The organism is Rhizobium sp. NPDC092011, assembly GCF_044756305.1.
Classification (GTDB): Bacteria; Pseudomonadota; Alphaproteobacteria; order Rhizobiales; family Rhizobiaceae; genus Rhizobium.
The window spans coordinates 598,240-624,459 of record NZ_JBIVSO010000003.1 but is presented as its reverse complement, the minus strand read 5'-3'; the positions used below and the strand labels follow the sequence as shown (position 1 = coordinate 624,459).

Annotated in this window: 28 protein-coding genes and 1 tRNA gene; 13 read left to right on the top strand and 16 right to left on the bottom strand. The window is 58.9% G+C overall.

Annotation, left to right across the window (positions count from 1 at the left end; translation table 11 throughout):
* Window positions 1-127 precede the first annotated feature (127 nt).
* Window positions 128-1,384 (top strand): GNAT family N-acetyltransferase, encoded by a 1,257-nt coding sequence (locus tag ACIQJ2_RS18270; protein WP_400677876.1) that lies wholly within the window; start codon window positions 128-130, stop codon window positions 1,382-1,384.
* Here ACIQJ2_RS18270 and ACIQJ2_RS18265 read toward each other — a convergent pair whose 3' ends face one another.
* Window positions 1,385-3,592 (bottom strand): GumC family protein, encoded by a 2,208-nt coding sequence (locus ACIQJ2_RS18265; RefSeq protein WP_400677878.1) that lies wholly within the window; start codon window positions 3,590-3,592, stop codon window positions 1,385-1,387.
* A 194-nt stretch (window positions 3,593-3,786) separates the two neighbouring features.
* Between ACIQJ2_RS18265 and ACIQJ2_RS18260 the strand changes: the two genes are divergently transcribed.
* The 6 genes from ACIQJ2_RS18260 (at window position 3,787) to ACIQJ2_RS18235 (ending at window position 9,979) form a co-directional block, all read left to right on the top strand.
* A complete protein-coding gene (locus tag ACIQJ2_RS18260) occupies window positions 3,787-4,362 on the top strand; it encodes a polysaccharide biosynthesis/export family protein (RefSeq protein WP_199149703.1) in 576 nt (191 codons plus the stop codon).
* Between the two features lie 12 nt (window positions 4,363-4,374).
* Window positions 4,375-5,520, top strand: coding sequence for a glycosyltransferase family 4 protein (locus ACIQJ2_RS18255; RefSeq protein WP_199149704.1), 1,146 nt, complete (start codon window positions 4,375-4,377; stop codon window positions 5,518-5,520).
* 76 nt (window positions 5,521-5,596) lie between these two features.
* Window positions 5,597-7,159 carry an undecaprenyl-phosphate glucose phosphotransferase gene (locus ACIQJ2_RS18250; protein ID WP_199149705.1) on the top strand — a complete coding sequence of 521 codons (1,563 nt, stop codon included), beginning with the start codon at window positions 5,597-5,599 and terminating at the stop codon, window positions 7,157-7,159.
* The gene (locus ACIQJ2_RS18245) at window positions 7,156-8,418 is read left to right on the top strand and encodes an O-antigen ligase family protein (protein ID WP_400677879.1); all 1,263 of its coding nucleotides are present in this window, start codon (window positions 7,156-7,158) and stop codon (window positions 8,416-8,418) included. The genes ACIQJ2_RS18250 and ACIQJ2_RS18245 overlap by 4 nt, the downstream gene beginning before the upstream one ends.
* Before the next feature lie 29 nt (window positions 8,419-8,447).
* Complete coding sequence (locus ACIQJ2_RS18240) at window positions 8,448-9,626, top strand: glycosyltransferase family 4 protein (RefSeq protein ID WP_400677904.1); 1,179 nt, start codon at window positions 8,448-8,450, stop codon at window positions 9,624-9,626.
* Between the two features lie 62 nt (window positions 9,627-9,688).
* Entirely contained in the window at window positions 9,689-9,979 is a 291-nt protein-coding gene (locus ACIQJ2_RS18235; RefSeq protein WP_400677880.1) for a DNA-binding protein, read from the top strand.
* Window positions 9,980-10,133: 154 nt separating this feature from the next.
* Here ACIQJ2_RS18235 and ACIQJ2_RS18230 read toward each other — a convergent pair whose 3' ends face one another.
* Both ACIQJ2_RS18230 and ACIQJ2_RS18225 read right to left on the bottom strand, forming a co-directional pair.
* On the bottom strand, window positions 10,134-11,156 hold the full coding sequence (locus tag ACIQJ2_RS18230) for an alpha/beta hydrolase family esterase (protein ID WP_400677881.1): 1,023 nt from the start codon (window positions 11,154-11,156) through the stop codon (window positions 10,134-10,136).
* A gap of 226 nt (window positions 11,157-11,382) precedes the next feature.
* The gene (locus ACIQJ2_RS18225) at window positions 11,383-11,595 is read right to left on the bottom strand and encodes a hypothetical protein (protein ID WP_199149708.1); all 213 of its coding nucleotides are present in this window, start codon (window positions 11,593-11,595) and stop codon (window positions 11,383-11,385) included.
* A gap of 251 nt (window positions 11,596-11,846) precedes the next feature.
* On the opposite strand from ACIQJ2_RS18225, the gene ACIQJ2_RS18220 reads away from it, so the two are divergent.
* Together ACIQJ2_RS18220 and ACIQJ2_RS18215 are read left to right on the top strand one after the other, a co-directional pair.
* On the top strand, window positions 11,847-12,239 hold the full coding sequence (locus tag ACIQJ2_RS18220; protein ID WP_400677883.1) for a hypothetical protein: 393 nt from the start codon (window positions 11,847-11,849) through the stop codon (window positions 12,237-12,239).
* A 148-nt stretch (window positions 12,240-12,387) separates the two neighbouring features.
* Complete coding sequence (locus ACIQJ2_RS18215; RefSeq protein ID WP_246762293.1) at window positions 12,388-13,041, top strand: thermonuclease family protein; 654 nt, start codon at window positions 12,388-12,390, stop codon at window positions 13,039-13,041.
* A gap of 37 nt (window positions 13,042-13,078) precedes the next feature.
* On the opposite strand, the gene ACIQJ2_RS18210 is transcribed toward ACIQJ2_RS18215, so the two are convergent.
* Window positions 13,079-13,155: transfer RNA gene (locus ACIQJ2_RS18210), tRNA-Pro, on the bottom strand.
* A gap of 178 nt (window positions 13,156-13,333) precedes the next feature.
* Window positions 13,334-13,729: a BA14K family protein gene (locus ACIQJ2_RS18205; protein WP_400667028.1), complete on the bottom strand. Its 396-nt coding sequence runs from the start codon at window positions 13,727-13,729 to the stop codon at window positions 13,334-13,336.
* 173 nt (window positions 13,730-13,902) lie between these two features.
* On the opposite strand from ACIQJ2_RS18205, the gene ACIQJ2_RS18200 reads away from it, so the two are divergent.
* Window positions 13,903-14,157, top strand: coding sequence for a hypothetical protein (locus ACIQJ2_RS18200; protein WP_400667030.1), 255 nt, complete (start codon window positions 13,903-13,905; stop codon window positions 14,155-14,157).
* A gap of 75 nt (window positions 14,158-14,232) precedes the next feature.
* On the opposite strand, the gene ACIQJ2_RS18195 is transcribed toward ACIQJ2_RS18200, so the two are convergent.
* From ACIQJ2_RS18195 to ACIQJ2_RS18160, 8 genes are all read right to left on the bottom strand, one after another.
* Entirely contained in the window at window positions 14,233-14,562 is a 330-nt protein-coding gene (locus ACIQJ2_RS18195; RefSeq protein WP_199096405.1) for a hypothetical protein, read from the bottom strand.
* Between the two features lie 229 nt (window positions 14,563-14,791).
* Window positions 14,792-15,898: a porin gene (locus tag ACIQJ2_RS18190; protein WP_199149713.1), complete on the bottom strand. Its 1,107-nt coding sequence runs from the start codon at window positions 15,896-15,898 to the stop codon at window positions 14,792-14,794.
* A gap of 365 nt (window positions 15,899-16,263) precedes the next feature.
* Complete coding sequence (locus ACIQJ2_RS18185) at window positions 16,264-16,812, bottom strand: MerR family transcriptional regulator (protein ID WP_199096401.1); 549 nt, start codon at window positions 16,810-16,812, stop codon at window positions 16,264-16,266.
* 229 nt (window positions 16,813-17,041) lie between these two features.
* The gene (locus tag ACIQJ2_RS18180; protein WP_007692773.1) at window positions 17,042-17,380 is read right to left on the bottom strand and encodes an integration host factor subunit alpha; all 339 of its coding nucleotides are present in this window, start codon (window positions 17,378-17,380) and stop codon (window positions 17,042-17,044) included.
* A 108-nt stretch (window positions 17,381-17,488) separates the two neighbouring features.
* A complete protein-coding gene (locus ACIQJ2_RS18175) occupies window positions 17,489-18,460 on the bottom strand; it encodes a beta-ketoacyl-ACP synthase III (RefSeq protein WP_199149714.1) in 972 nt (323 codons plus the stop codon).
* Window positions 18,461-18,479: 19 nt separating this feature from the next.
* Window positions 18,480-19,526, bottom strand: coding sequence for a phosphate acyltransferase PlsX (gene plsX, locus ACIQJ2_RS18170; protein ID WP_199149715.1), 1,047 nt, complete (start codon window positions 19,524-19,526; stop codon window positions 18,480-18,482).
* 102 nt (window positions 19,527-19,628) lie between these two features.
* Window positions 19,629-20,186 carry a DUF177 domain-containing protein gene (locus ACIQJ2_RS18165; RefSeq protein ID WP_199149716.1) on the bottom strand — a complete coding sequence of 186 codons (558 nt, stop codon included), beginning with the start codon at window positions 20,184-20,186 and terminating at the stop codon, window positions 19,629-19,631.
* 12 nt (window positions 20,187-20,198) lie between these two features.
* A complete protein-coding gene (locus ACIQJ2_RS18160) occupies window positions 20,199-20,753 on the bottom strand; it encodes a ubiquinol-cytochrome C chaperone family protein (protein ID WP_199149717.1) in 555 nt (184 codons plus the stop codon).
* 279 nt (window positions 20,754-21,032) lie between these two features.
* Here ACIQJ2_RS18160 and ACIQJ2_RS18155 point away from each other — a divergent pair, with 279 nt between their 5' ends.
* Entirely contained in the window at window positions 21,033-21,542 is a 510-nt protein-coding gene (locus ACIQJ2_RS18155; protein ID WP_199149718.1) for an outer membrane protein assembly factor BamE, read from the top strand.
* A 74-nt stretch (window positions 21,543-21,616) separates the two neighbouring features.
* On the opposite strand, the gene ACIQJ2_RS18150 is transcribed toward ACIQJ2_RS18155, so the two are convergent.
* From ACIQJ2_RS18150 to ribH, 3 genes are all read right to left on the bottom strand, one after another.
* Window positions 21,617-23,755, bottom strand: coding sequence for a sodium-translocating pyrophosphatase (locus ACIQJ2_RS18150; protein ID WP_199149719.1), 2,139 nt, complete (start codon window positions 23,753-23,755; stop codon window positions 21,617-21,619).
* A gap of 248 nt (window positions 23,756-24,003) precedes the next feature.
* Window positions 24,004-24,486, bottom strand: a complete 483-nt coding sequence (nusB, locus tag ACIQJ2_RS18145) for a transcription antitermination factor NusB (protein ID WP_184701656.1) — start codon at window positions 24,484-24,486, stop codon at window positions 24,004-24,006.
* A 3-nt stretch (window positions 24,487-24,489) separates the two neighbouring features.
* On the bottom strand, window positions 24,490-24,945 hold the full coding sequence (gene ribH, locus ACIQJ2_RS18140) for a 6,7-dimethyl-8-ribityllumazine synthase (protein WP_199094044.1): 456 nt from the start codon (window positions 24,943-24,945) through the stop codon (window positions 24,490-24,492).
* A gap of 198 nt (window positions 24,946-25,143) precedes the next feature.
* On the opposite strand from ribH, the gene ACIQJ2_RS18135 reads away from it, so the two are divergent.
* Window positions 25,144-25,653 (top strand): cupin domain-containing protein, encoded by a 510-nt coding sequence (locus ACIQJ2_RS18135; protein WP_400667036.1) that lies wholly within the window; start codon window positions 25,144-25,146, stop codon window positions 25,651-25,653.
* A 39-nt stretch (window positions 25,654-25,692) separates the two neighbouring features.
* Window positions 25,693-26,217 (top strand): GNAT family N-acetyltransferase, encoded by a 525-nt coding sequence (locus ACIQJ2_RS18130; protein WP_400667038.1) that lies wholly within the window; start codon window positions 25,693-25,695, stop codon window positions 26,215-26,217.
* Window positions 26,218-26,220: the final 3 nt, after the last annotated feature.

Here is a 26,220-nt window from a genome sequence, read left to right as displayed (position 1 = left end):
TTCGTGTCGTTTACGCAACGCTAACCTTGATCCACAGGATGTGCGGGCAAAACGTGCCATCTTAAGCCAAAGATAAACCGCTATCCGCGAAACTGCGTCCGAATGCCGCCAATGCGGAAAGGATCGGATGCAGATACAGTCGCAAGATATCGCGGGCATCGCCACTGTTCAGGCAGCGGGCGAGCAGGATGCGTATGTCCAAACGCGGTCGGCGCTGCATGACGATCTAGAGGTCGAGATCTTCGACAGCATGGCGCCCCTTGAGGCCGAATGGCGCATCCTAGAGCGAGATAATCTTGCTTCTCTGCACCAGAGCTATGACTGGTGCCTGCCATGGGTCGAGATATTCCGGCGCCCACTCGCCATCATTCGCGGTTCCATCGATGGCCGGACCGCCTTCATCCTGCCGCTGGAAATCATCCGCAGCCGTGGCGTTCGGCGGGCCGAATTCATCGGGGGCCAGCACAGCAACATCAATACCGGCCTGTTCTCCAAGGAATTTCTGCCGAATGGCGATCTGACTGCGGCGCAAACGGCAGCCGTGGCCTCTGCTTTGCGCGGCAAGGTGGACCTCGCCATCCTGCGTAACGTTCCGCTCGAATGGCGTGGTCGCACAAGTCCGCTCGGTTCCTTGCCCGCAATAGAAAACCAGAACCATGCCTTCCAGCTGCCGTTCCTGGAGAATTTCGAAACGAGCCTGAAACAGGTCAACGCCAAGCGACGGCGCAAGAAGTTCAAGCATCAAAGCCGGATCCTCGAGGCTAAAGGCGGTTATGAATATCTGATTGCGGCACCCGATCAGCAGGATGCCTTGCTGGATCAATTCTTTCGGCAAAAGGCCATCCGCTTCAGGGAAGCAGGCCTCCCGGACGTCTTCGCCGATGCGCCGACACGAGCAACAATGCATCGGCTCCTGCGCCGGCGGGAGAGCGACAGCGTCGACGCCACGCTGCAGATGCATGCGCTACGGCTGAAGGGCGAGCATGAAGGCCATGTGGCCGCCATCGCAGCCCTCTCACGCAAGGGCGATCACGTCATCTGCCAATTCGCCTCGATCGACGAGTCGCTGGTGGCCGAGGCAAGCCCCGGCGAGCTGCTATTCTGGCTGATGATAGAGCGACTGCACAAGGAAGAGGTCGCCCTCTTTGACTTCGGTATCGGAGACCAGATCTACAAGCGCTCCTGGTGTCCGGTGGAAACCACGCAGCACGATCTACTTTTGCCCATTTCTACCGTGGGCCATGCCGCCGCGACGATGCAGCGCGGCATCATACGCGCCAAGACGGCCATCAAGAGCAACCGGCAAGTCTACGCCTTCATCCAAAGGTTGCGATCGCGGCATGTCGCCGCGACGGCGGAGGCAGATACGGCCGAGAAGGATTGATCAGGCGGCGTCGCGGCGCGTATCCGGATCATGCTCCTCACGCCATCCCGACATCAGGATAATGTGCTCGTAGCCAGCCTTCTGGAATTCGGTCATCGCCGAGATGAACTGCTTTTCGTCAGGCTCCGGCATGGACAGAATGATTTCGGTGTCCTTGCTCCGCGTCAACCGCGCCACGCCTGAAACTTCGGCTGCGCCGCATTCCACCAGAACGATATCATAGGCCGAACCGAGCGCGTCGAGGATTAGCGCCAGGCGATCCGCTCCGCGCATCGCACGCCCGAGGTCGCTCATGCCTTGCGGTACGAGATGAGCGTCGGAAAGCCGATCCGGATGGATCGTATCGGCAAAAGCGGTTTCCCCACAGAGCAGGTCGGTGACACCAGGAAGCTCGCCATGCTCTGCCATGAGCTTGGAAGGGCAGCCGGTTCCCGTCATATCGACGAGTACGATGCGATGTCCCGCATCGGCAATCGTTCGAGCCAGCATGACCGACGCCGTGGAACCGTCATCACCGGTCGGTGATATGACGATTGCGAGCCTCGAGCCGCTGTCGATCAGATAGTCGGCAACGGATTGGATGGAAAAATCCTCTTCGTCTTCCGCGTTCGGCGCGGTTGCCTTTGGTTTGCGCTCCGCACCGACCGCATCCTCTTCCGTCTTCCGGGCCAAGCTATCGGCCACGGGCACCGACAGCATGCTTGCCGGGACCTCGGTACGCCCGATTGCAGCGATCTCCGCAGTCGTATCGGGCTGATGAGGAAGTGAAGCGTTGGCGGCAAGCTTCCGCTCGCGGCTAACCGGGCCGACCGGCCGCAACGCACGGCCGCTGAACAGTTCGGCCAGCATGATGACTATGCAGGTCAAAAGGAAGGTTGCGAGCGTGGATACGACGACGATCGGGCCAACCTTCGGGAATGCGGGGTCGACCGGCTCCACCGCCGACGAGACGACACGGGCATCGGCCGGGCTCGAATTCTTGTCGACGCGGGAGGCTGCCTCGCGATAACGAGCAAGATAGGTCTCCAGCAATTGCCGCTCGGCTGTGGCTTCGCGCTCCAGCGCGTTGAGGCCGACCTCGTCCTCCCCCGCCTTGGCGCTTGCAGCTTTCAGCGTATTTGCCTGCGCCAGCAACTGCTGCTCGCGCAGCTGCGCAACCTTGGCTTCATTGTCGATGCCGGCGAGGATCCTCTGTGTTTCGCGGTTGATTTGCTGACGGCTGTCGGCAAGCTGCGCCCGCAGGCTCTTCAAGCGCGGATGGCCGTCCATCAGTGTCGTCGAGAGGTCCGATATCTGCGACTCCAGGCTGGATTCCGTCGCCTTCAACCGCTGAATGGCCTGCGATCCCGAAACGTCGGAAAGCGTGTCGATGGAGCGACCGCTCGAGAGCGCATTGCGCACGGCCTGGGAGCGTGCTTCGGCATTGGCCTTGTCCGCCCTCACCTGCGCGAGCTGCGTGAAAATATCGGAAAGCTGCTGGGTGGCGAAATTGTTGTTCTGGTTGCTCTGCAGAAGTCCGTTGGCGGACCGGTAGTCCGCAACCTTCTTTTCGGCTTCGCTGACCTTCTCGCGCAGATTGGTGATCTCCGGCTCCAGCCAGCGGGTCGCCTCGCTGTTGGAATCGAGCTTGGCACCGCTCTGCATCGACAGATAGACCTGTGCGACAGCATTCGGCACGCTGGCCGCAAGAGCGGGATCACGCGAGCTGAAGCTTATGCCGATCACACGCGACGAGTTGATCTGGTAGACCTGCAGCCGGCCGGTAAACGCATCCAGCATCCGCTCTTCCGGTGCCTTATCGGCAGGCGGACGCTTCAGATGAAGCTTGATGAGAATATCGGAAAGCGCCGAGCCATTGCTCGACGTGTCGAATTCCGGGCTCTTGTAAAGCCTGAGATTGGCAATGACCTGCTTGATCAGATCGGCCGACTGAAGGATCTGAACCTGGCTGGCAATATTGAGCTCGTCCAGCAGCGGCGCGGAGCCGGCGTCATTGCTTGAGGTCGTCGCGAATGCCGGCGCGCGGGCCTCGATCAGAATGCGAGTTTCGCTGCGATATTCCGGAGAAACGACCTTGGCAATGACAAGCGCCAGACAGGCACCCGCCAAAGTGATTGCAACCACCCGCAGCCTTCGCCGCCAGACGGCGCGAAAGAGCTGCGCAAGATCGATGTCTACATCCTGCTGGGTGTTGTTGACACCGGACATATACAAAAACTCCGTAATAGAAAGCCGGAGTTAATCGTAAACGACTATGGTAACCCAAGCGTTAATAGTATTTCAGCAGCATTGTTTTTGACATCGCTAATTTTTTGCCGGTTTTCCTCTTGGTCTTTACCGACCGTTAACCCTAACGGATTGATAACGACCACAGTGTCTTCTCCCTTTCTAATGAGCGCGAAATGCCCTTCGCAAAGCCAAAGATCGCCCTTGCACTCGGCATGCTAGCCATGAGCGTCGCGCTCACCGGCTGCAACACCTATCAGCCTGCGCCGAAGGCGTTCAGCGAAGCCACGATCCAGCCCTATACTTTGGACAGCGGCGACCGGCTGCGCGTAACGGTGTTCGATCAGCCAGGCCTCAGCAACACCTATACGGTCGATCAGGCGGGCTATATCGCATTTCCTCTGGTCGGTCAGGTCACGGCCCGCGGCAAGACCTTGCAGCAACTCTCCGGCCAGATCGCCCAGAAGCTGCGACAGGGCTATATTCGCGATCCCGACGTCTCGATCGATGTCGATCGCTATCGCTCGGTCTACATCATGGGTGAAGTCGGCCAGCCCGGCCAATATTCCTACGTACCGGGCATGACCGTTCAAAATGCAATCGCGGTTGCCGGCGGCTTCAGCAGCCGCGCCAATCAATCCAACGCGGACGTCACGCGCAAGATCAACGGTCACGTCATGACGGGCCGTGTCGGCATCTCCGATCCGGTGCTCGCGGGCGATACGATCTATGTCAGAGAGCGGTTGTTCTAACCGCGCCCACTCATGGCAAAACCGCTGCGCATAGTTCACTGTTTCAGATCGCCCGTCGGCGGGGTCTTCCGCCATGTCCGGGATCTGGCGGAGGAACAAAGCAAGGCGGGACATGAAGTCGGCATCCTTTGCGACAGCCTGACCGGCGGAGAGCACGAGGATCATCTGTTCGATGACATCATGCCTTTTCTCGCGCTCGGCGTCGTCCGGTTGCCGATCCGGCGTCAGATCAGCCTCTCCGATGCGTCGACGCTTTGGAGCAGCTATCAAAAAATCAAGAGTTTGCGGCCGGATGTGCTGCATGGGCACGGCGCCAAGGGCGGCCTGCTTGCGCGCGTTCTCGGCTCGATCTTGCGGGTTAACAGGTATCGCATTGCCCGCCTCTACACTGCGCATGGCGGTAGCCTGCATTTCTCACGCGGTTCGCTGCAGGGCTTGCTGGTGCACAGCCTCGAGCGAATGCTTGAATTTCTGACCGATGGCCTGATTTTCATCTGCGATTTCGAGCGTCTCGCCTACGAGAAAAAAATCGGCAAGCCTCGCACACGATCGGTGCTGATCTACAACGGCATCAGCGAGCGCGATTTCCGCTCTATCCCGACACGATCGGACTCCGTGCATTTTGTCTACATCGGCATGCTGCGGGATCTCAAAGGTCCGGATCTGTTTATCGAGGCCTTCGCCAAGACGGAGCGGCGGATCGGCAGGCCGCTCTCGGCGCTGATGATCGGCGACGGACCGGACAGGGACAAATACCACCGGATGATGATCGAGCGCGGCCTTGGCCACCGCATCGGCATGTTGCCAGCCATGCGCGTGCAAGAGGCCTTCGCTGTCTCGCAGAACATTGTCGTTCCCTCGCGCGCAGAGGCAATGCCCTACATCGTTCTGGAAGCGCTGGCGGCAGGAAAGACCGTCATTGCCTCACGTGTCGGCGGCATCCCGGAGGCACTCGGAGAAAACAGCGCCGCGCTGGCCAAATCCGAAGACGCCGACGACCTGTCCCGCGTGATGGCCGAGGCCATGACCGAACAGGACTGGGGCAACCGCCACATGCCCGATATCGAGACAATCCGGCAAAATTTTTCGGCGCCCGTGATGGCTCGGGATACTTTGAACCTGTATCAAAATATACTTGGTTCTGGTGACGAACATTAGAATACAAGCAGGTGTTGTAAGTGTTTCTTAGCTGATATCTGCTAGGCCTTCTCCGGTAACGACCGGATAAGTTGCCATGAACACTAGCGAAAAGTCCGAACAATTTAACTTAGACAATCTTCGCAAGCAGGCTTCGGAAATCCGCACCCGCGGTGCCGAAGAGGCTGACGGCGATCGTCCGAGCAACGAACTCAATCCCTATGCGCGACAGATCGCCGAGCAATTTCGCGAAACCAATCAGACGCCGGCGATTATCATCGGCCAGTATCGGCTGTTCGAATTTCTGTCGCTGCTCGCGGTCGGACTAGCGCTCCTGTTTTTCGGCACTACGCCCAGCGAGCATCCATTCCTGTCGAGAGTTGCGGTGACCATCGCTGTAAGCGGCCTTGCCATCGCATTCATGCAGGTGGCGGATGCCTATCAAATACCGATCCTTCGCTCGCCTCATCACTTCCTTCACCGAATTTTGGGGCCATGGATTGTCGCCTTCGGCATCATGACCCTGACCCTCGTTCCTTTCGGCCTGGGCGACATCTATTCCCTGCCCCTCCTTGGCGCCTGGCTGGGGGCGGGAGCGGCGTTCCTTCTCGTCGCACGGCTCCTTTTCGCCTATGGCATCCGCAATTGGGCTCGCAATGGTATCATGGAGCGACGCGCGGTGATCGTCGGCGGCGGCGAGCCTGCCAAGGAACTTATCCGCGCGCTCGAACACCAGCCCGATAACGATATCCGCATTTGCGGCATATTCGACGACCGTGGTGAGAAGCGCTCGCCGGTGATGGTCGCCGGCTATCCGAAGCTCGGGACGGTTCCGGAACTGGTCGAATTCGCCCGGCTGGCGCGGGTTGATATGCTGATCATTTCTCTTCCGAGCAGCGCTGAAGATCGCATCCTGCAGCTGCTGAAAATGCTCTGGGTTCTGCCGGTCGATATTCGCCTGGCCGCCCATGCCAACAAGCTGCGTTTCCGGCCGCGTGCCTACTCGCATGTCGGCGCGGTGCCGATGCTCGATATCTTCAACAAGCCGATCCGCGATTGGGACGGTGTCGCCAAGCGCATCTTCGACATCTTCTTCAGCCTCTTCGCCCTTGCCCTGCTCTGGCCGATCATGCTTGGCGCCGCGATCGCCGTGAAAGTCACGTCGAAGGGGCCGATCCTCTTCATGCAGAAGCGTCACGGCTTCAACAACGAGATCATCAACGTCTTCAAGTTCCGCTCGATGTATACACATATGAGCGATCCGACGGCGCGCAATGCCGTCACCAAGAACGACCCGCGCGTTACGCCCGTCGGACGCTTCCTCCGCAGGAGTTCCATCGACGAACTACCGCAGCTGTTCAACGTCTTGCTCGGCAGCCTATCGCTCGTCGGTCCAAGACCGCATGCCGTCCTCGCCGCCAGCCATAACCGCACCTACGCCGATGTCGTCGAAGGCTATTTCGCCCGCCATCGCGTCAAGCCCGGCGTCACCGGCTGGGCGCAGATCAACGGCTGGCGTGGTGAGATCGACAGCGACGACAAGATCAAGTTCCGCACGGCCTACGATCTCTACTACATCGAGAACTGGTCGCTGCTGTTCGACCTCAAGATCCTGTTCAAGACGCCGTTCAGCCTGTTCAACACGGAAAACGCCTATTGACCGCGATCGAGCTCCCACCTCCCGGCGTTGCGCAGCCGCAACTTGCGGCATTGCGACTGGTCGGCACGGCCTGCGTCACCCTGGGAGTGCTGATGTCAGGCTTCGTGATGGCCGAACCCGCGCCCTATGAGCTTTGGCTCGCCTTTCTCATCGGCACTTGGTTCATTCTCGGGCTGAAAATATCCCGCAGCGTCGCGCCGCTGCTGGTGCTGTTCCTGACGTTCAACATCGGCGGCATGTTTTCGATCACGCAGATGCGCGACCTGCAGGCAAGCAACCATCTCGACGGTCCGATCTATATTGCCGTCTCGACTTTCCTTGCGCTGAGCTCCGTCTTCTACGCCGCGATCATCGAGGACAGCCAGAAGCGGCTGAAGCTGATCTTCAATACCTGGGTGGTGGCGGCGCTGATCACCGCAAGCCTCGGCATTCTCGGCTATTTTCATGCCGTCCCGGGTTTCGATGTCTTTACCCGCTACGATCGCGCCATGGGCGCTTTTCAGGACCCGAACGTCTTTGGTCCCTATCTCGCCGCGCCCAGTCTCTATCTCATGCACGGGTTGCTGATCGGCGATTTGAAGAAGGCGCCAATCAGGATCGCATGCCTGCTCGTTCTCGCCTTCGCCGTCTTCCTTTCATTCTCGCGCGCAGCCTGGGGATTGTTTGCCTTCACATCGGCGATGCTGATCTTCTGCATGCTGCTGAAACATCGCAGCAATAAATTCCGGTTGCGCATCCTGGTAATAGCGCTTGCGGCGATCATCCTCATGGTCGTGCTGCTTGTGATCGCACTGCAGTTTCCGCAGGTCAGCGACCTGTTTTCCATCCGCGCGCAACTCGTTCAGAGCTATGACGGCAGGCACCTCGGCCGCTTCGAGCGCCATAGCCTCGGCTTTTTGATGTCGATGGAGCGTCCCTTCGGCATGGGACCGCTGGTCTTCGGTCACATGTTTGAAGAAGACGAGCACAATACCTGGCTGAAAGCGTTGACCACCTATGGTTGGCTCGGCTTCTTCTGCTGGGTCAGCATGATCACCTGGACCGTCTATATCGGCTTCCGCAACCTTCTGAGGGAGCGGCCCTGGCAGCCGTTCGCGATGATCGCCTGGATCGCTGTTCTCGGTCATGTCGGCATCGGCAACGTCATCGATACCGACCACTGGCGCCATTTCTACATGTTGATCGGCATCGTCTGGGGCTGCAACGCCCTCGAGCAAAAATATCAGCATGACTTGAGTGGAAAGGAGGCCGCGCCTTGAATATCCGCACCAGTATCAAGCGTCTGTCGATGCTGCAGGTCCTCGAGCCGAGCGGCGGCGGCTCCGGCCGGCACTTCCTCGACCTTTGCCGGGCCATGCAGCATCGCGGTCATTCGGTGACTGCCGTTTATTCGCCTGTACGAGCCGAGCCTGCCTTTGTTCGGGAATTGGAGGGCATCGGTCTCGACCGGGTCATCCCGGTCGCGATGCGACGTGCGCCAGGTCCATGGGACATCACCGCATGGAGACATCTGCGCAAAATCGCATCGAAGCAAGGTCCGTTCGACCTGATCCACGGTCACAGCTCGAAGGCCGGTGCGCTGACCCGGCTGCGCTTGCCGGGAAAACACACCCCGGTTCTCTATACGCCGCATGCCTTTCGCACCATGGACCCAACGCTCGGCTCAAAGGGCCGGCTGATCTATGGCGGCATCGAGCGCCTGCTCGGCAATTGGCTGACGGATCAGCTAATCTGCGTGTCGCGAGACGAATATAATCATGCCCTGTCGCTCGGTATCTCCGAAGACCGGTTGCGCATCGTCGTCAATGGCGTCAATGCGCCGCCGAACAGCCAGCGCGCCGCCATCCGCAAACGATATGGCATCCCCCAGGATGCGCTGCTTTTCGGCTTCGTCGGCCGAATGACTCGCCAAAAGGCCCCAGAGCGGCTGCTCGAGGCTTTTATCCGCATCGCCAGCGAGATGCCGCACGCGCATTTGCTCATGATCGGCACCGGGGAGTTGGCGGATGCCGTCACCGATATGATTAGATCAGCCGGCCTGGAAAAGCGCGTCTATCTCGACGGCAGCATACCGGGGGTAACGGCGATCGAGGCCTTCGATGTCGTTGTCATGCCAAGCCGCTACGAGGCGATGTCCTATGTGATGCTTGAGGCTGCAGCAGCAGGCAAGCCATTGTTGCTGGCCGATGTCGGCGGTGCGCGAACGGTACTCGAACACGGCAGGAACGGTTACATCGTGCCCAATAGCGATGATCCGAGGGAACTGGCCGGCACCATGGCGCGCCTTGCCGACCCCAAGCTGCTTGCGAGCCTCTCCGCCGAGGCGCGCAGCCGCAAGGATGGCTATACCCTCACCGGCATGGCCGATGCCACCGAACAGATCTACTATGACCTGCTTGGCTATCCCGTCCCTGCTCCGCTTGCGAGACCCGAAAGCATCAGGCCTCAGAACGCCGCGGCGTACTAGGCTCGCATGATTTTCGTCGGAAATCGGTTCCGATTTTAAAGCTTATACGGTAGAGTTACAGCATGATCACATCAGCACAATTGCGCGGCGCGCGCGCCATGCTCGGACTGACGGTGGAAGCGCTCGCCAGCGACAGCAAGCTTCCGATCTCGACCGTCGAAGCGCTGGAGATAGACCTCAATTCCAAAGATATGAAGGCGCTTGCCGCCGTTCGTACCGCCTTGGAAAGCCACGGTATCGTTTTTCTCGCAGGCGGCAGCGACGGAACCGGCGGGGCCGGTATCCGTTTCAAGCACTGGGCTGAGAATGACGGCATTCGGCCCGAAAATCTGAATGCGACCAACGACGATTGAGCGATCGCAGGAATAGAGATGCTTTGTGAAAGCGCCGGAGCGCTTTCTCTTGGGGCCGTCCTCGTCGCCGCGCGAATGCTCTATCGTCTTGAGTTGACGCATCCCGGACGGAAAACCGCCACGCACCTTTCTTGGAAAGGCCCAGAAGCGAGCCTCAGGCGGCCAGCCCCCAGCTCTTGACCAGCTGCTCGGGCGCGGAAACGGCGGCGGGTAGAATGTAGCGCTCGGTGTCGTTTGCCGGCTCCCTGCCCTCGATCGGCGGACAGACCGGCAGGCCATGTCCGAAATCGGTCAGCGTGACGAGTTCCAGAATCATATTGCCGTAGTCGTCGCGCCATTCGCGACGCTCGCCGCCTTCGAACAGGCGCAGGCGACCTTTGGTGCGCGGACGCTCGCGCACGGCAAGCCATTGTGCGACGGCCGATTCCGCATTGACGAAGGAAACGACCTCATCGGCGTCGCCGTGCCAGATGGACACGACCGGAAAACGGGTAGCATCGGGAGAGGCTTCGCGAACGAGCTCGCCCCATTTGTCGGCCGAGCGCGTCGAACCGCGCTTCATGACATCGAGCGCCGACATGGCATCGCGGGCGGCGCCGAAAGGCAGCCCGCCGATGATGGCACCTGCAGCAAACAGTTCCGGATAGGTCACAAGCAGCGCCGAGGCCATGGCGCCACCGGCCGACAGGCCCATGACAAAAATCCTGCTATCGTCGATTTCATGCACCTTGCGGCTGAAATCGATCATCTCACGAATGGAGCCGAGTTCGCCGCGATCGCGCGTCACCATGCTCGGACGGAACCAGTTGAAACAGAGATTGGGATTGTTCGATGCCTTCTGCTCGGCATAGAGCACGACAAACCCGTGCTGACGGGCAAGAGCCGACCAGCCGCTGGCGCGATCGAAATCCTCGGCGTTCTGATGGCAGCCGTGCAGGACGACGACGAGCGGCATGGGTCCTTTGATGCCAGGCGGCACGTATTCGAGCATGCGAAGGCCACCGGGATTGCGGCCGAACCACAAAATTTCGGTCAGCCGCTGGGGAACCGGACGCGTGGAGACGCGACGGCGCGACGGCTGGGCTTGCGGCTGCGTCACCGGAAACTTGAGCTGCGGCAGCTCGACGGAGTCGGTAAGCAGGCGGCGAAGCCGGCTCGGAACTTTAAAATTCATCATGGACCTTTCAGATTATCCACACCCGCCGCTTTTGGTTTTTGCTTTGTCACGGCGAACGCGCACTGTCCCGAACGGGAATCAGTGACATCGAGAGACGAACTCTCTTTGTGCAATGCAGCAAATATAGGGTGAAAGTACCGCTTCGAACAGCCACAATGCATCATTGCAGCTATGTGAAATCAGCTTAAACCGATTAGATTCAACGCTATAAAAAAACGCGGTTGTGTCAGAAATAAGCCCTTGCAAGCGCAAGCAGCTTGGCATCGTCCTTCACGCCCTGACGATAAAGCTGAATGATCAATGCGCCGAGACGCTCTGCCTGCAGACCGCGCGTATCAATCCCACGATCACGGCATATGGTGTCCAGCACCTTCTCGAGGCGATCGAGATCGTCCGAAAATAGAGGCAAATCCCTCGGATGGATGGGGGTTTCCAACATTCGCGCCGTCTCGTTCTTTGAGTTGAAGCGCGCCACGCCTCTTCGGTGGCCACCTCTTACTCTACAACACCACTGGACTATGCGCTTCGGCCCCAGACTTGGCAAGGAACCAATTGCGCATGCACTTGCTGTTGGGACGCTTCTGATTCGCAGGCTATGCGGAAGTCTCGACTGGAAATACAATTTTAAGTTAGGCCATTACCTCGCCTTCACCCAGGTCTGCGATAAACGGCAAAACAGGAGAGACGACAATGAACAGATTTTTGATCCCGACTATGCTTGGCCTACTGCTCGCCGGCATGGCGCTGCCGGCCGTTGCGCAGAACTTTCCAAATCTGCCGCTGCGCAATCCCCACCAGCTACCGGACGGATATATGTCCGTGCAATCGGGAATATCGCTCTCCTACTCCGTAGCGGACGGCAGCAACGAGGAGCAGCAGGAGAAGGCTTTGAAATCCTTCTACAAGATCGCCGCAAGCAGCTGCTCTACCCTGCTCGACACCATCGCAGAAGCCTGCGAAATCAGCGCCATGTCGAGCAATACATCCGCCAGTAACTTCGACGGCCGGGGACAGAGGCTCTCGGTGAACGGACAGGTGACCATGTCGGTGAAGCTGAAACTTTCGACCACTTCGGCGAAATAGGAATCCTTCCGCCTTGTCACTGGAGAACGAAAAGCCAACGGATCGGTAAGAAATCGCAGCGATAATCCCCTCGCAATTGAGGGACGATACTATGGCTAAGGCGAAACGACGCACGCGGCGGAAACCGCAACCCAAGACGGGAAGCTCAATGTGGCTGTGGGGCTTCGTCGGCTTGGCGACAATAGCCGGCATGTACGCCTATCAACATCGCAAGGATATGCCCTCTATGCTCGCTCATGCCGGCGCTGTCGCAGGCATGCCGCAGATGGCCCAGGAAGCGCCGACGCCGGCGGCAAAGCCAAAAATCAAGACCGCAGCGGTTATTCCGGAACCCCGCGCGACCACAGCCCTCCCCGTGCCGCCGGCAGCCATCCCCATGGTTACCGCCGCCATCCCCGTTGCTCTGCCGATTAACAGGCCGTCGATCGACCGCCCCGGCATGCGGGCGCAGACGGGTGGACGCTTCGCGCTTTGCGGCGCCGGTTCGGGCACCAACTGCGTGGTGGACGGCAATACATTCTGGCAGGATGGCATCAGGATCCAGCTCGCCGATATCGACGTGCCGGGCGTTGAGGTGGCGCGCTGCCCCAGCGAGAAGCAGAAGGCCGTGGCTGCGAAACTGCGCCTGCAGGCTATTCTGAATGACGGGACTTTCGTACTTTCCGGCAGCAACCGCCGCGACGACCTGAATGGCGGCAAGCTGCGCATCGCCATGCGTGCCGGCCGCTCGATCGGCGATCAAATGGTTTCCGAGGGACTGGCACGGCGCTGGACTGGCCAGTCATCCTCTTGGTGCGGCTAGATCATTGAAAATTTGATTGGGAGTTCAAGGAGATAAATGGTCGGGGCGACTGGACTCGAACCAGCGACCCCTTGACCCCCAGTCAAGTGCGCTACCGGGCTGCGCTACGCCCCGACCTGCCGAAACGGCTTGATCCTGTTAGACTTTCGGCATTTCCGGCGCAAGCGAAAAATCGCGCAATCAGAATAAAAATGGAACAGGGCCGAAGTGATGGATGGAGACGATGCAAAAAGCCGCACCGAATCCACGCCGCTGCTCTCGCGATGTTCATTCGCTCAGAAAAAATTCCTAGCTAGCGACATGCCTGCCTCGGCCCATGGCTCGGCTGGTAGGTATTGTCCGCGGGATTGTAGGAACGATAACGGCTTGCGCAGGCGCGCGCATGGCCATCGTAATAACCACGGTCGCGCTGCCAGCTGAACAGGGTGCCGGTCACGAAGGATTTGAAGAGCACGCCGCTATCTGAATCATCATCGTAATAGCTGTCGGAGCCATGAAACCGATGCCCGCCACCCCATCGGTTGTGGTGATGCCAATGCCCATGGCCGTGATCATGAACCTGGATGACATCGGACTGTTCGGGCACCGACAATGTCGGCATGGTAATCGCGCCGGCCGGCATGGCAGCGCCGGCTGCCAGCAACAAACCAAAGCTCGCGGTAGTTATCGATCTGGCAATCGTAAACATAGGCGACTCCTTCGAAATCCGGCCGCAGCGCCAAGCACATCTGCGTGAAAACCTTGTCGCCGAGCGCGCCGATACTACCTTATATAGTGATTTGGAGCCGCACTCATAGATGCCGTCCCTTCTTTATTGTGCGACGCTTTCGCACCAGCGGATGGGCGCAGAAAGTCAAGCCAATGAAACCCTTAATAGCTCTTTTGATATGCGCACCGCTGCTTGCGGCATGCAATACGACCGAGCCGCTGCAACCCATCCCCGGCAGCATCACCTATGGCGGTCAGCCGCATATGAAGCTGACCCAATCGCCCCCCGGCAGCCGCATCGAGCATCGTTTCACCAACAAGTGGGGACAGGATGTTTACGAGACCTACATCCTGCAGCCGGACCGCAGCCTGAAGCTTGTCAGCCGCGAGGAAATGACGCCGCTCTGACGATAGTCTCCGGATATGAAAACTCCGCCGGGTTGAAGCGGCGGAGTCTTGTTCAGATGAGAGCGAAGGCGGCGTTTACCAGCAGCGATAGCAGCGGCGGTAATAGGGCCGGTCGTAGTAGCGGCGATGATGATGATTGTCGCTGACGGCAGCGCCGATCAGCACGCCACCGATAATGCCTGCGGCTGCAAGGCCGGCAGCCTGATTTTCAGCCTGCTGCGCCTGGGCGCGATTGGCCTGATAGGTGCTGCCGACGCAACGGTTATAGCGCTGCGTGCCAGGGCGGAACCCCTGAGACTGACAGGTCATTTCGGCATTCATCGCGGATTCTTGCGGCGTCTGGCAGCTCGCTAGAATGGTTGAAACGGCGACAAGGCTCGCCGCCATAGTGGCACGTATACGCATATTCCCTCCGGCATAAATAATACAACCCCAAGGGATCGAATTACAGCCAAAGGTAATATTTAGCAAGTCGGGCTTATCAAGCTAAGCGCGAAATTGGCATCATGATTAATGGGTGAAAGCCGCCGGCATGCCCCTCACAACATGGGCTTCGCGTGCCGCGAAGCCCTTTCTAGCCTGGCCTCCGTCTGCCGGCAGAACCGCAGACGAAGACCGGTAGCGTCAACTCAAATCAGAAGTTCCGCTCGAAACGAAGAATGCCCGCAACAGTATCGTCCTTGATAAAGTCGTAGTGCATGTAGGTCACTTCGGGTTCGATCAGCAGATCCTTGACCGGATTGAACTTGAGGTTCGTGGTCGCCTCGAAAATCTTCGATTCCGTGTAGGCGAGCTGCAGGTTCCATTTCAGCTTTTCGTTGATCGGAACGCCGACGCCGCCCCAAACCGCCCAGTCTCCCCAGCCGCATTTGGCTGCATTCACGGCGCCGCTGGACGTCGTGCAGGCGGAAATGTCCTGATTGGTGCCGGCATATTTGTTCAGCTTGTCGCCGTCCGTGTTCCAACCGCCCATCAGGAAGGCTTCCACGCCGCCGAACTTCGCATCTATGCGCGCCTTGATGGCGCCCTCTTCGACGATCGAGTCATAACCGCCGATGACCTTGAAGCCCCAGTCGCCCGTCTTGTAGCCGAAGCCGGCGACGACATCGGGGGCATAGTGGTTGGACTTGTCGTCCGTCCACCAGCCAGCACCATAGGATGCCTGGCCATCGGTGGTGGAGTTGCTGTCTTCGAGCGAAATCACGGCCGTGAAGCCATTGCCGGCATCATAATTGTAGGTCAGCTGGTTCAATTCGTAAGGGCCGTCATAAATAGCGTCGTCGTTGATGACGTCGCCGGCATAGCCCGCATAAAGATTGAATTGAGAGTCGAGCTTACCGACCGTGAAGCCGGCAAGGCTGATATTGGCAAACAGCAGCTTGGAGGAGGTAGCGCCTCCATCGTTCCACTCCCAGCGGAAGATGGTGTTTGTCTTCAGCGCGCCATATTCCGTGTCAGTCGCAGTGTCGATATTGAGCTCGATGCGCTCATGCCAGAGCGTGCCGACCTTGCTACGCGGATTATAGGCGTCGAACCATTCGCCCTCGGTGCGGACCTTGCCGCCGACCTTCAGGCAAGTCTCAGTGCCGGGAATATAGAAATAGCCGGTGCCATAGGCATCGCAGATCCGAACGTATTCCAGAGGCTCTGGTTCGGCGGCGACAATTGCATCTGCAGCATGGGCAGCGCTCGCTGCGACGATCGCAGCAGCGGAGCCAAGAAGAAGGCTCTTGATGTTCATGGTATCTCCATTCGACGATCCATCAGGGATGGAGTCTCCCGGCAGACAATCTCTTGCCCCTCCATAGCCTGACTGGCTGTTCCCCTTCTCCGAAGGGTGAAGCAACGAAGCTTCACAGTCAGACTGAACCTGCAGTTTGCGCCCGGCAAGTTAAGAAGGCTGCCGAACTAATTTCATGCAACGCAGAAGCGCAACGTCGTGACAAATTTGTCACAAAGATATATCCGAAGACATGACAACGAAACAAAGTTGCGTCTTGGGAGGTTTCCAGCACCTCAAAATCTACCCAGGATTGAGCACACAGAGTTGCGCAGGCTCAAACACACATCTCGTTGGGTAAGATGATTGCGTTGCGAGTCGCGGCGCTATCGCACCTGATCGAGGAGGCGTTTGCACTCCAGAAGATCGTAGAGCGTCTCTTGCAACAAAGCCCGATCTTCCTTGCCGACGCTGGATTTACCGATGGAGACATCGGGCGCGCCATCGTCGCCGCTCACGAAATTGAAGAACCGACGGCTTATCGGTGCCTTTGCCCGGCCGACGACCTGATCTTCTTCTGGATTGGCGGAACTGACGCGCGGCTCGACGGGAGCGTGCTCCTGCGCCGCCGCGGCCAATGCTTCGACACTTGCGAGATCGCCGTGACCGACCGCAATGACAAACTTGTTGCCATTGGTCTTCAAAAGCTTCTGAACGCCCTTGATCGTGTAGCCGTGATCGTAGAGCAGGTGACGGATGCCGTTCAAAAGATCGACGTCTTCAGGTCGATAGTAACGTCTGCCGCCGCCGCGCTTCATCGGCTTGATTTGCGGGAAACGCGTCTCCCAGAAACGTAGGACATGCTGCGGCAGATCAAGGTCTTCCGCAACTTCGCTGATCGTGCGAAATGCATCCGGGCTCTTGTCCATCATCATACTCCCACAGTGCGAGTAAGGCGCCATTCGGGCCGGATCGCACAAAACCGGATATCGACGTCGTATCTTGTCGGGATACGAATCACCATATTTCAACGGTTTGGCAGAGGAAATTCAAGTGGCCTCTGCAGCCGCAGCACAATCAAGCTGCAAAAGCGTTGGAAAAGCCAACAACAAAGGCCGCAGCGCAAGGCTTACGGCCTGTGGGAAAATCGATCCTTGAAATGGATCAGGAAGCAGGATTGGCCGGCCTCGCCTTCGCCTTGCGGCTGGCGTGCGCCTTGAGGATTCGTGTCTTCAGGACATTCGACGCCTTGAAGGTCATGACGCGCCGTGGAGAGATCGGCACTTCCTCACCGGTCTTCGGATTACGACCAATACGTTCATTTTTATCGCGCACCTGAAACGTCGCGAAGGAGGAAAGCTTCACAGTTTCGCCACGCACGATGGCGTTGCAAATTTCATCGATCACCGTCTCGACGAGCTCGGCCGACTCCGTGCGGGAGAGGCCGACTTTCCGGAATACTGACTCCGCCAAATCCGCGCGCGTCACTGTCTTGCCAGTCATAGCTCCCCGCCCATACTGATTGGTAATCTTATTCAAGCCTTGCGAGACTATTGCCCTTGCGCCAAACGGTCAAGCTCTTGTTCGGAATCGGCTTTTAGAGATACGGCGCTACCAGCGCAGCAGCACCGCACCCCATGTGAAGCCGCCGCCCATGGCCTCCAGCATCACCAGATCGCCCTTCTTGATTCGCCCGTCACCGGCAGCTGTTGCGATCGCCAAGGGGATGGAAGCAGCCGAAGTATTGCCATGGAGATCGACGGTGATCACAACCTTCTCGGGAGCAATTCCAAGCTTCTTGGCGGAGCCATCGATAATGCGCCGATTGGCCTGATGCGGCACCAGCCAGTCCAGATCGTCCACCGTCGCGCCGGTCGCGTCGAAGGCGGCCTGAATGACGTCGGTGATCATGCCAACGGCATGCTTGAAGACTTCGCGCCCCGCCATATGAAGAACGCCGACCGTACCCGTCGAAGACGGGCCGCCGTCGACATAGAGCTTTTCCTTGTGGGCGCCGTCGGAACGCAGGCTTGCCGCCAGCACGCCTCGATCGCTGTTGGCACCGCTCCCCTCGCCCGCCTCAAGCACCAGCGCGCCAGCGCCATCGCCGAAGAGAACGCAGGTCGTGCGGTCCGTCCAATCGAGGATACGGGAGAAGGTCTCAGCACCGATGACGAGCACGCGCTTGGCAAGGCCGCCACGAATATAGGCGTCGGCCGTGGTCACGGCATAGACGAAACCGGTGCAGACGGCCTGAACATCGAAGGCGAAGCCATGATGCATGCCAAGCCGGTTCTGAATGTTGACGGCGGTTGCCGGAAAGGTGTTGTCGGGCGTCGATGTCGCGACGATGATCATGTCGAGATCATCGGGCGTCAGGCCGGCATTGGCGAGTGCCGCCCGTGCCGCCCGCTCGCCGAGCGACGCCGTGGTTTCGTCATCCCCCGCAATATAGCGTTGACGGATGCCCGTGCGCTGGACGATCCAATCGTCACTGGTATCGACGACCTGCTCCATCTCGGCATTGGTCATGACGCGCTTGGGGAGCGCCGCCCCAAATCCGCGAACAACTGAACGGATCATTCTGCTTGTATCCCGTCGTTCATGCCGCTTCCGGCCCAATCGGGGGCAGCCGCTTGGCATGGTATTTCTTCAAATCATTTTCAATTTTCTGCGTCAGGCCATTCTTGGCCATGTCGTAGCCGACATCGATGGCGGCCGCGAAAGCTTCGGCATTGGCCCCGCCATGGCTCTTGATGACGATGCCGTTCAGACCAAGGAAAACGCCGCCATTGACCTTGCTGGGGTCGAGCTTCTCGCGCAGCAGATCGAAGGCGCCCTTGGCAAGGACGTAGCCGATGCGGGCCAGCAGCGTGCGCGACATGGCAGCGCGCAGATAGGAGCCGATCTGCTTGGCTGTACCTTCCGCCGTTTTCAGCGCGATGTTGCCGGAAAAGCCTTCCGTGACCACGACATCGACCGTACCCTTGCCGATATCGTCACCTTCGACGAAGCCGAAATACTCCAGCGACTCCAAATTGGCTTCGCGAATCAGGCGGCCGGCATCCTTGACGTCCTCCTGTCCCTTGATCTCTTCGACACCGACATTCAGCAGTCCGATGGTCGGACGTTCGATCTCGAAAAGCGCGCGCGCCATTGCACCGCCCATCAGCGCAAAGTCGAGCAGCTGCTGTGCATCGGCGCCGATGGTGGCGCCGACATCGAGCACGATGCTTTCGCCCCGAAGTGTCGGCCAGATCGCTGCGATTGCCGGACGTTCGATATTGGCCATGGTGCGCAAACAGAATTTCGCCATCGCCATCAGCGCGCCGGTATTACCGGCGGAAACGACCACGTCGGCATCGCCTGCCTTCACCGCATCGATCGAACGCCACATGCTGGAAACATAGCGGCCGCGGCGAAGCGCCTGGCTCGGCTTTTCATCCATGCTGATGGCAACTTCGCATTCGTGAAAGACCGATTTTTCGCGAAGCTTGGGATATTTTGCGAGGACCGCTTCGCAGCGATCCTTCTGTCCGTACATGATGAATGTAATATCGGGATGCCTATCCAGCGCCTTGGCCGCGCCGGGAACAACAACCTCAGGGCCGAAGTCGCCACCCATTAGGTCAAGAGAAATTCTGATCACGCGTCCCTAGTCCTTTTTCTTCGCCGAGACCGGCGAATTTGGCGTCAAAATACCGTTTTCTCCCCCGGTTACAACAGAATTGTGCTCGATCAGCACTGTGGCCTAGTCCTTTTTCCAGTCTTTCAGAACTGCGAACGGCGAAGGCTTCCTGTCATTTTCACCAGTATCTTCAATGTGCCCTTCGAACTCGACGCCGGGCTTGCGCGGGTACGGATCGATGGCAAGGGCTGCGAATTCCGCAACGACCGCCCCGGCGTCGATCGTATCGCCGGTAAAGGTTTCCGGAAGGTCCGGGCCGTCCGGATCGAGCACCATCTCGCCCGCGTCGGTCGACGGTGAGCGCGCCAGCTTGGAATCTTCGGGCACGAAGATGTGCTCGAAATCTTCGTCGATTTCCGACTCGACCGGCTCAAGCGTGACGACGCAAGCCTGGACGATTTTCGCCTTCACATTACCCTTGACCCGCACACCATCGCGCTTCCAGCGCGAAATCTTCATATCGGCCGCCAGTTTTTCCACGGAGAGGACATCCCAAAGTTCCGCCAGACCGGCAAGCTCGCGCTTATCCGCTTCGACATGCACGTCGACAGGATTGGCGGAGATATGACCGACCTTCACGAGATAGGAAAAGGGTGTTTCATCGGATCCGTGTGTTTTCATTCCTGTCTCCTATTATTGCTCTTGGCCGCGCCCAACTGGCAACGGCAATGCCGCCGAACCGGTGGCGAGCTCCGCCTCCGGCACAGCGGCCAGATACGCCTCCGCCGTCATCATCCAGTCGGCCAGCCCGACCATGGACGCTGCGCCATCATCCGCTTTCGGATAGATGTTGCGCCGAAGCGCGGCGGCAAGAGCGGTGCGGTCCTCGCCATCCATGGCAGCCGCATAACTTTCAAGCCGCCCATAGAACATGCCGGCCAGTTTCTTCATGCGTTTCGGCACGCTGTTGTCGCCGATCCCGAGTTCGCGGATCGAATAATCTATATCCTCGAAAAACGCATCGACGATTTCCTGTGCAAGCTCCTGGCCGCTGGTCGCGGAAGACCGCGTGCGGCGAAAAAACAGGATCATGACGACGGAAAGCAATTCGAAGCGCCCCATCACCGTGTCGGGCACGTCGTAGTCGGTATAGAAAACCGGCTGCCGCGCCGTCGATGTCAGAAGCTCATATTGCCTGACGACGATGATCTGATTGTGATTTCTTTTGCGAAAGAGCCCAAAAATCATGAGAATTCCCGGTATTGGCTCGTTCAGAGCGCGCCGTTTTTGCTTGGCCTTGTTGCATCCACGCAAAAGCTGGTTTACCGAAGCAGGCGCGAATTGCAATGCCGTTTGTGCCCGCTTCGAGGCTCCTGCCCTTAACCGTCGTTACGTTGTGAATGATTGTTGATGAAGAGTGCCGAACAGCGTCTTGTGCCTTTCCAATCGCGGAAAGGCCACAATGATGTGCACAGCAAGGTCACACCGGCCGTCCGGCCATCGGATTGATTCATTAGGGGAGATGAGATGTCGTTGACCAGACGGTATTTCAAGTCTGACATATCTTTCAGCAGCACTGCCGCCATCGCCCTGGTGATTGCGACCATGGGCCTTTCGGGTTGCAAGACCAGTGAGGTCATGAACAACGGTTACATCTTCGACCCGCAGTCGCTTGCGCTTGCGCCTGTTGGTTCGAGCCGCGAGCAGGTCCTGCTCTCGCTCGGTACGCCTTCGACAACAGCGACCTTCGATGGAGAGGTTTTCTACTACATCTCTCAGAAGCGCACCCGCGCTGCTGCCTTCATGAAGCCGAAGCTCGTCGACCAGAACATTCTGGCGATCTATTTCGACAAAGACGGCATCGTGAAGCAGGAAGCCAATTATACGCTGAAGGACGGCAGGGTCTTCGACATGATCAGCCGCACGACGCCGACCGGCGGCCGCGACATCACCTTCCTGCAACAGATCCTGCAGGGCGGCGGCAACGGCGTAAACGGCGCAAAGAACTTCCTCAACAATCTCAATCCTGGCCAATAAACCGGGAAGCTATTTCACAGAAAAACCCGCGAAGCGCTGCTTCGCGGGTTTTTTGTTCGTTCTGTTCGCCTTCCTTATCCGGCAAGGATGGCGAGCAGCAGCAATGCCACGATATTGGTGATCTTGATTGCCGGATTGACTGCAGGACCAGCCGTATCCTTGTAGGGATCACCGACGGTGTCGCCCGTCACGGATGCCTTGTGAGCTTCCGAGCCTTTCATATGGCGCGTCCCGTCCTTGTCGACGAAGCCGTCCTCGAAGCTCTTCTTGGCATTGTCCCAGGCACCGCCACCCGATGTCATGGAAATGGCGACGAAGAGGCCGTTGATGATGACCCCGAGGAGCGAGGCGCCGAGCGCCGCGAAAGCCGAAGCCTTCGAGCCGGAAATCAGCAGAACGCCGAAGTAGACGACAATAGGCGCAAGCACCGGCAGCAGCGACGGGATGATCATCTCGCGAATGGCGGCCTTGGTCAGGAGATCGACGGCGCGGCCGTAGTCGGGACGCTCCGTACCCTGCATGATACCCGGCTTCTCACGGAACTGCCGGCGTACCTCCTCCACGATCGAACTGGCGGCACGACCGACGGCCGTCATCGCAATGCCGCCGAAGAGGTAGGGAATAAGGCCACCGAACAGCAACCCGGCAACGACATAGGGGTTGGAAAGATCGAAGGAGATCGTCCCGACATTGGCGAAGTAAGGGAACTTGTCGCCGTGCGCCGCGAAATATTGCAGGTCGTTGGAATAGGCGGCGAACAATACCAGCGCGCCGAGACCGGCGGAACCGATGGCATAGCCCTTGGTTACGGCCTTGGTGGTGTTACCGACCGCGTCCAGAGCGTCGGTGGATTTGCGCACTTCCGGCGGAAGATGCGACATTTCCGCGATGCCGCCGGCGTTATCCGTTACCGGGCCGAAAGCATCGAGCGCAACGATCATGCCGGCAAGCCCGAGCATGGCCGTAACGGCAATGCCGGTGCCGAACAGGCCACCGAGCTGATAGGTGGCGATGATGCCGCCGACGATGACGATCGCCGGCAGCGCCGTCGATTCGAGCGAGACGGCAAGACCCTGAATGACGTTGGTGCCGTGACCGGTGACCGACGCCTGGGCGATGGAATTCACCGGCCGCTTGTTCGTGCCGGTGTAGTATTCGGTGATGACGACGATCAGCGCCGTGACGATAAGGCCAACGATGCCACAGGCAAAGAGCCTCGTGCCGGTGACTTCAAAGCCCGCAACGGTACCTACCGAACCCCAGCCGATGGTCAGCGAAGTGGCTGCCCCAAGACCGATGATCGAGAGGACGCCCGTAGCAATCAGGCCTTTGTAGAGGGCGCCCATGATGGAGCCATTGGCGCCAAGCTTCACGAAGAAGGTGCCGATAATCGACGTGATGATGCAGGCGCCGCAGATCGCCAGCGGATAGATCATTGCGGAATTGAGCAGCGGCGAGCCGGCAAAGAAGATCGAGGCCAGAACCATGGTCGCGACGACGGAAACCGCATAAGTTTCGAACAGGTCGGCTGCCATGCCGGCGCAATCGCCGACGTTGTCACCGACGTTATCGGCAATGGTGGCCGGGTTACGCGGATCGTCCTCGGGGATACCCGCTTCGACCTTGCCGACGAGATCGCCGCCAACGTCGGCGCCTTTGGTGAAGATGCCGCCGCCGAGGCGGGCGAAGATCGAAATCAGCGAGGCGCCGAAGCCGAGAGCCACCAACGCGTCGATCACGTCACGAGAACCTGCCTCATGGCCGAGAATGCCGGTCAGTACATAGAAGTAGATGGAGACGCCGAGCAGGGCGAGGCCCGCAACCAGCATGCCGGTGATGGCGCCCGACTTGAAGGCGATATCGAGGCCAGCAGACAGGCTCTGCGACGACGCTTGGGCCGTGCGGACATTGGCACGCACGGAAACATGCATGCCGATGAACCCTGCGGCGCCTGAGAGGATTGCGCCGATCAGGAAGCCAAAAGCGGCTTCGGACGACAAAAGGAGCCATGCAGCAATGAAAACAATGACCCCGACGATGGCAATAGTTCTATATTGACGCGCAAGATAAGCCTGCGCTCCTTCACGAATATAACCGGCAATCTCTTGCATGCGGGCGTTGCCCTGATCGGCAGCGAGCACCGACCGGGTTGCCCATACGGCATAGATGACCGAGAGCAGTCCGCATGCGATCACTCCTAAAAGAATCGACATTTCGCTTTTTCCCTCCAAAAAAGCCGGCGGTTCACTCCTCCCCCGGCCGCCTGCGACATCGACCAATCCCCTCCTCCAGGGTGATCGACCAATGTGCAATGCAAGATTGATGTCGGCAAAACGTCGCGTCAAGACCGCCCGCAGGTAAAACACCCGCAGGAGGTTCAAAAGAAGATTCGAAGATGAAATCAGACGCGAACGAAGGAAACGAAAGCGCAACCCGGCATGGGCCGCGCCTTCAGGCGGGCCTATTTCTTGGCGTCGCCGCGAACCTGCTTGGCGATTCGGTCGAGAACCGCATTCACAAGCTTCGGTTCGTCCTCTTCAAAGAAGGCATGTGCGATCTCGACATACTCGGTGACAATCACCGGAACCGGCACGTCCTTGCGGTCGAGCAGCTCGAAGGTGCCGGCGCGCAGGATGGCGCGGACGGTGCTGTCGAGACGCGAAAGAGCCCAGTCGTCCTGAAGGGCAGAGCCGATCAGCGGATCGAGACGGGTCTGCTCGCGCACGACGCCCGACACGATGGAGCGAAACCAGGAGGCATCTGCCTTCAGATAGGTCTCGCCGTCCAGCTCCTGCCCGAGACGGTGCGCCTCGTATTCGGCCACCACCTCCAGAACGCCTGTTCCGCCGATATCCATCTGATAGAGCGCCTGCACCGCCGCGAGGCGTGCTGCGCCCCGCTGATTGGCGGGCTTTGCGGGTCGCTCGTTATCCTGATTGCTCATGAATTATGCACCCAACTTCTCTTTCAGCGCGATCATGGTCAGCGCCGCACGGGCGGCGAAACCGCCCTTGTCCTTGTCCGAACGGCGCGCACGCGCCCAGGCCTGATCGTCATTCTCGACGGTCAGAATGCCATTGCCGATCGCGAGAGACTCGCTCACGGCCAGATCCATCAACGCGCGCGAAGATTCGTTTGCGACGATGTCGAAATGATAGGTTTCGCCACGGATGACCATGCCGAGGGCGACGTAGCCGTCATAGATAACGCCGCCGTTGTCGCCACCGTCAAGCGCCATGGCGATCGCGGCCGGGATCTCCAGCGCGCCGGGCACGGTTACGACGTCATAGGTCGCGCCTGCCGCATCCAGTGCGGTCTTGGCACCGTCGAGCAGAGCATCGGCCATATCATCGTAGAAGCGAGCTTCGACGATAAGAATGTGGGCATTCGAAGAGCTGGACATACATCACCTGAGGATTGAGAGGGCGCGGCACCTTATTAGGCCGGGTCAAACCACGGCGGGCCGCGCTTGGCAAGTGTTTTTCAATGGTCCGCGCCGATTCCGGCCCTATTTGGAAATGAACGCAGCCCCGCGGAAATTGTGGCTTCCGCAGTCGCAACCGCTTCGATAATAATTTCTGGCCTGCGAAGGGGGAGCCTCATGACAAAAAAATCCATACCCGCCGTCAATGTCGGCGAGCTTGAACTGGAGCATTGGCAGAAGGGCAGCTTCTTTGCCGGCAGCGACACGTCCTTTGGCGCAATGCTCGGACTGAAGAACCTCGGGATCAGCTACAACGAAGTGCCGCCAGGCAAATCCGGCTGTCCGTTTCACAATCATCACGTCGAGGAAGAGATGTTCGTCATTCTCGACGGCGAAGGCGAATACCGCTTCGGCGATCATCGTGTCGCCGTCAGCAAGGGTGACGTGCTCGGCGCACCCGCGGGCGGACCGGAAACGGCACATCAGTTGATCAACACCGGTCCCGCCGTCCTGATCTATCTCGCCATCTCCACGAAGGCGAAAACCGAAATCGTCGAATATCCGGATTCCGGCAAGTTCCTCGCCAAAACTTATGGCGAGGGCAAGACGACGTTCCGTGCCATCGGCCGCGCCGCAGACACCAATCTCGACTACTGGGACGGAGAGCCCGGTGCCTCAGACGATTGAGCGTTGTCAAAAATCTATTTCAGCAAAGTTTTAAGCCCCATGACCATCATTCCGACGTTAACGACCGACCGACTTGTGTTGCGTGGCCACACGCTGGACGATTTCGACGAATTCCTTGCCCTCTGGAGACATGAAGACCTCGTCCGCTTTATCGGCGGTGAACTGCCGACACGCGAGCAGGTTTGGGCTCGCCTGCTGCGCTATGCCGGCCTATGGCACCACCTCGGCTTCGGCTTTTTCGCCGTCGAGGAAAGGCAAAGCGGCAAGCTGATCGGCGAAGTGGGCTTTCTCGATCTGCACCGGGACATCACGCCGACGACGGAAGGCACGCTGGAATCCGGCTGGGGGATTACGCCGCCGATGCAGGGTATGGGCTATGCAACAGAAGCGATGAGCGCGGCTATTGCCTGGGCCGACAGACAATTCGCCGGCCGGCGCATGACCTGTATCGTCGATCTCGACAATAGGTCATCTCTGCGCGTGGCCGAGAAAATCGGCTTCCGCAGGATCGGCGACGTCATTTATAAAGACAAACCCAACGCCATGTTCGAACGTTACGCCTGATAT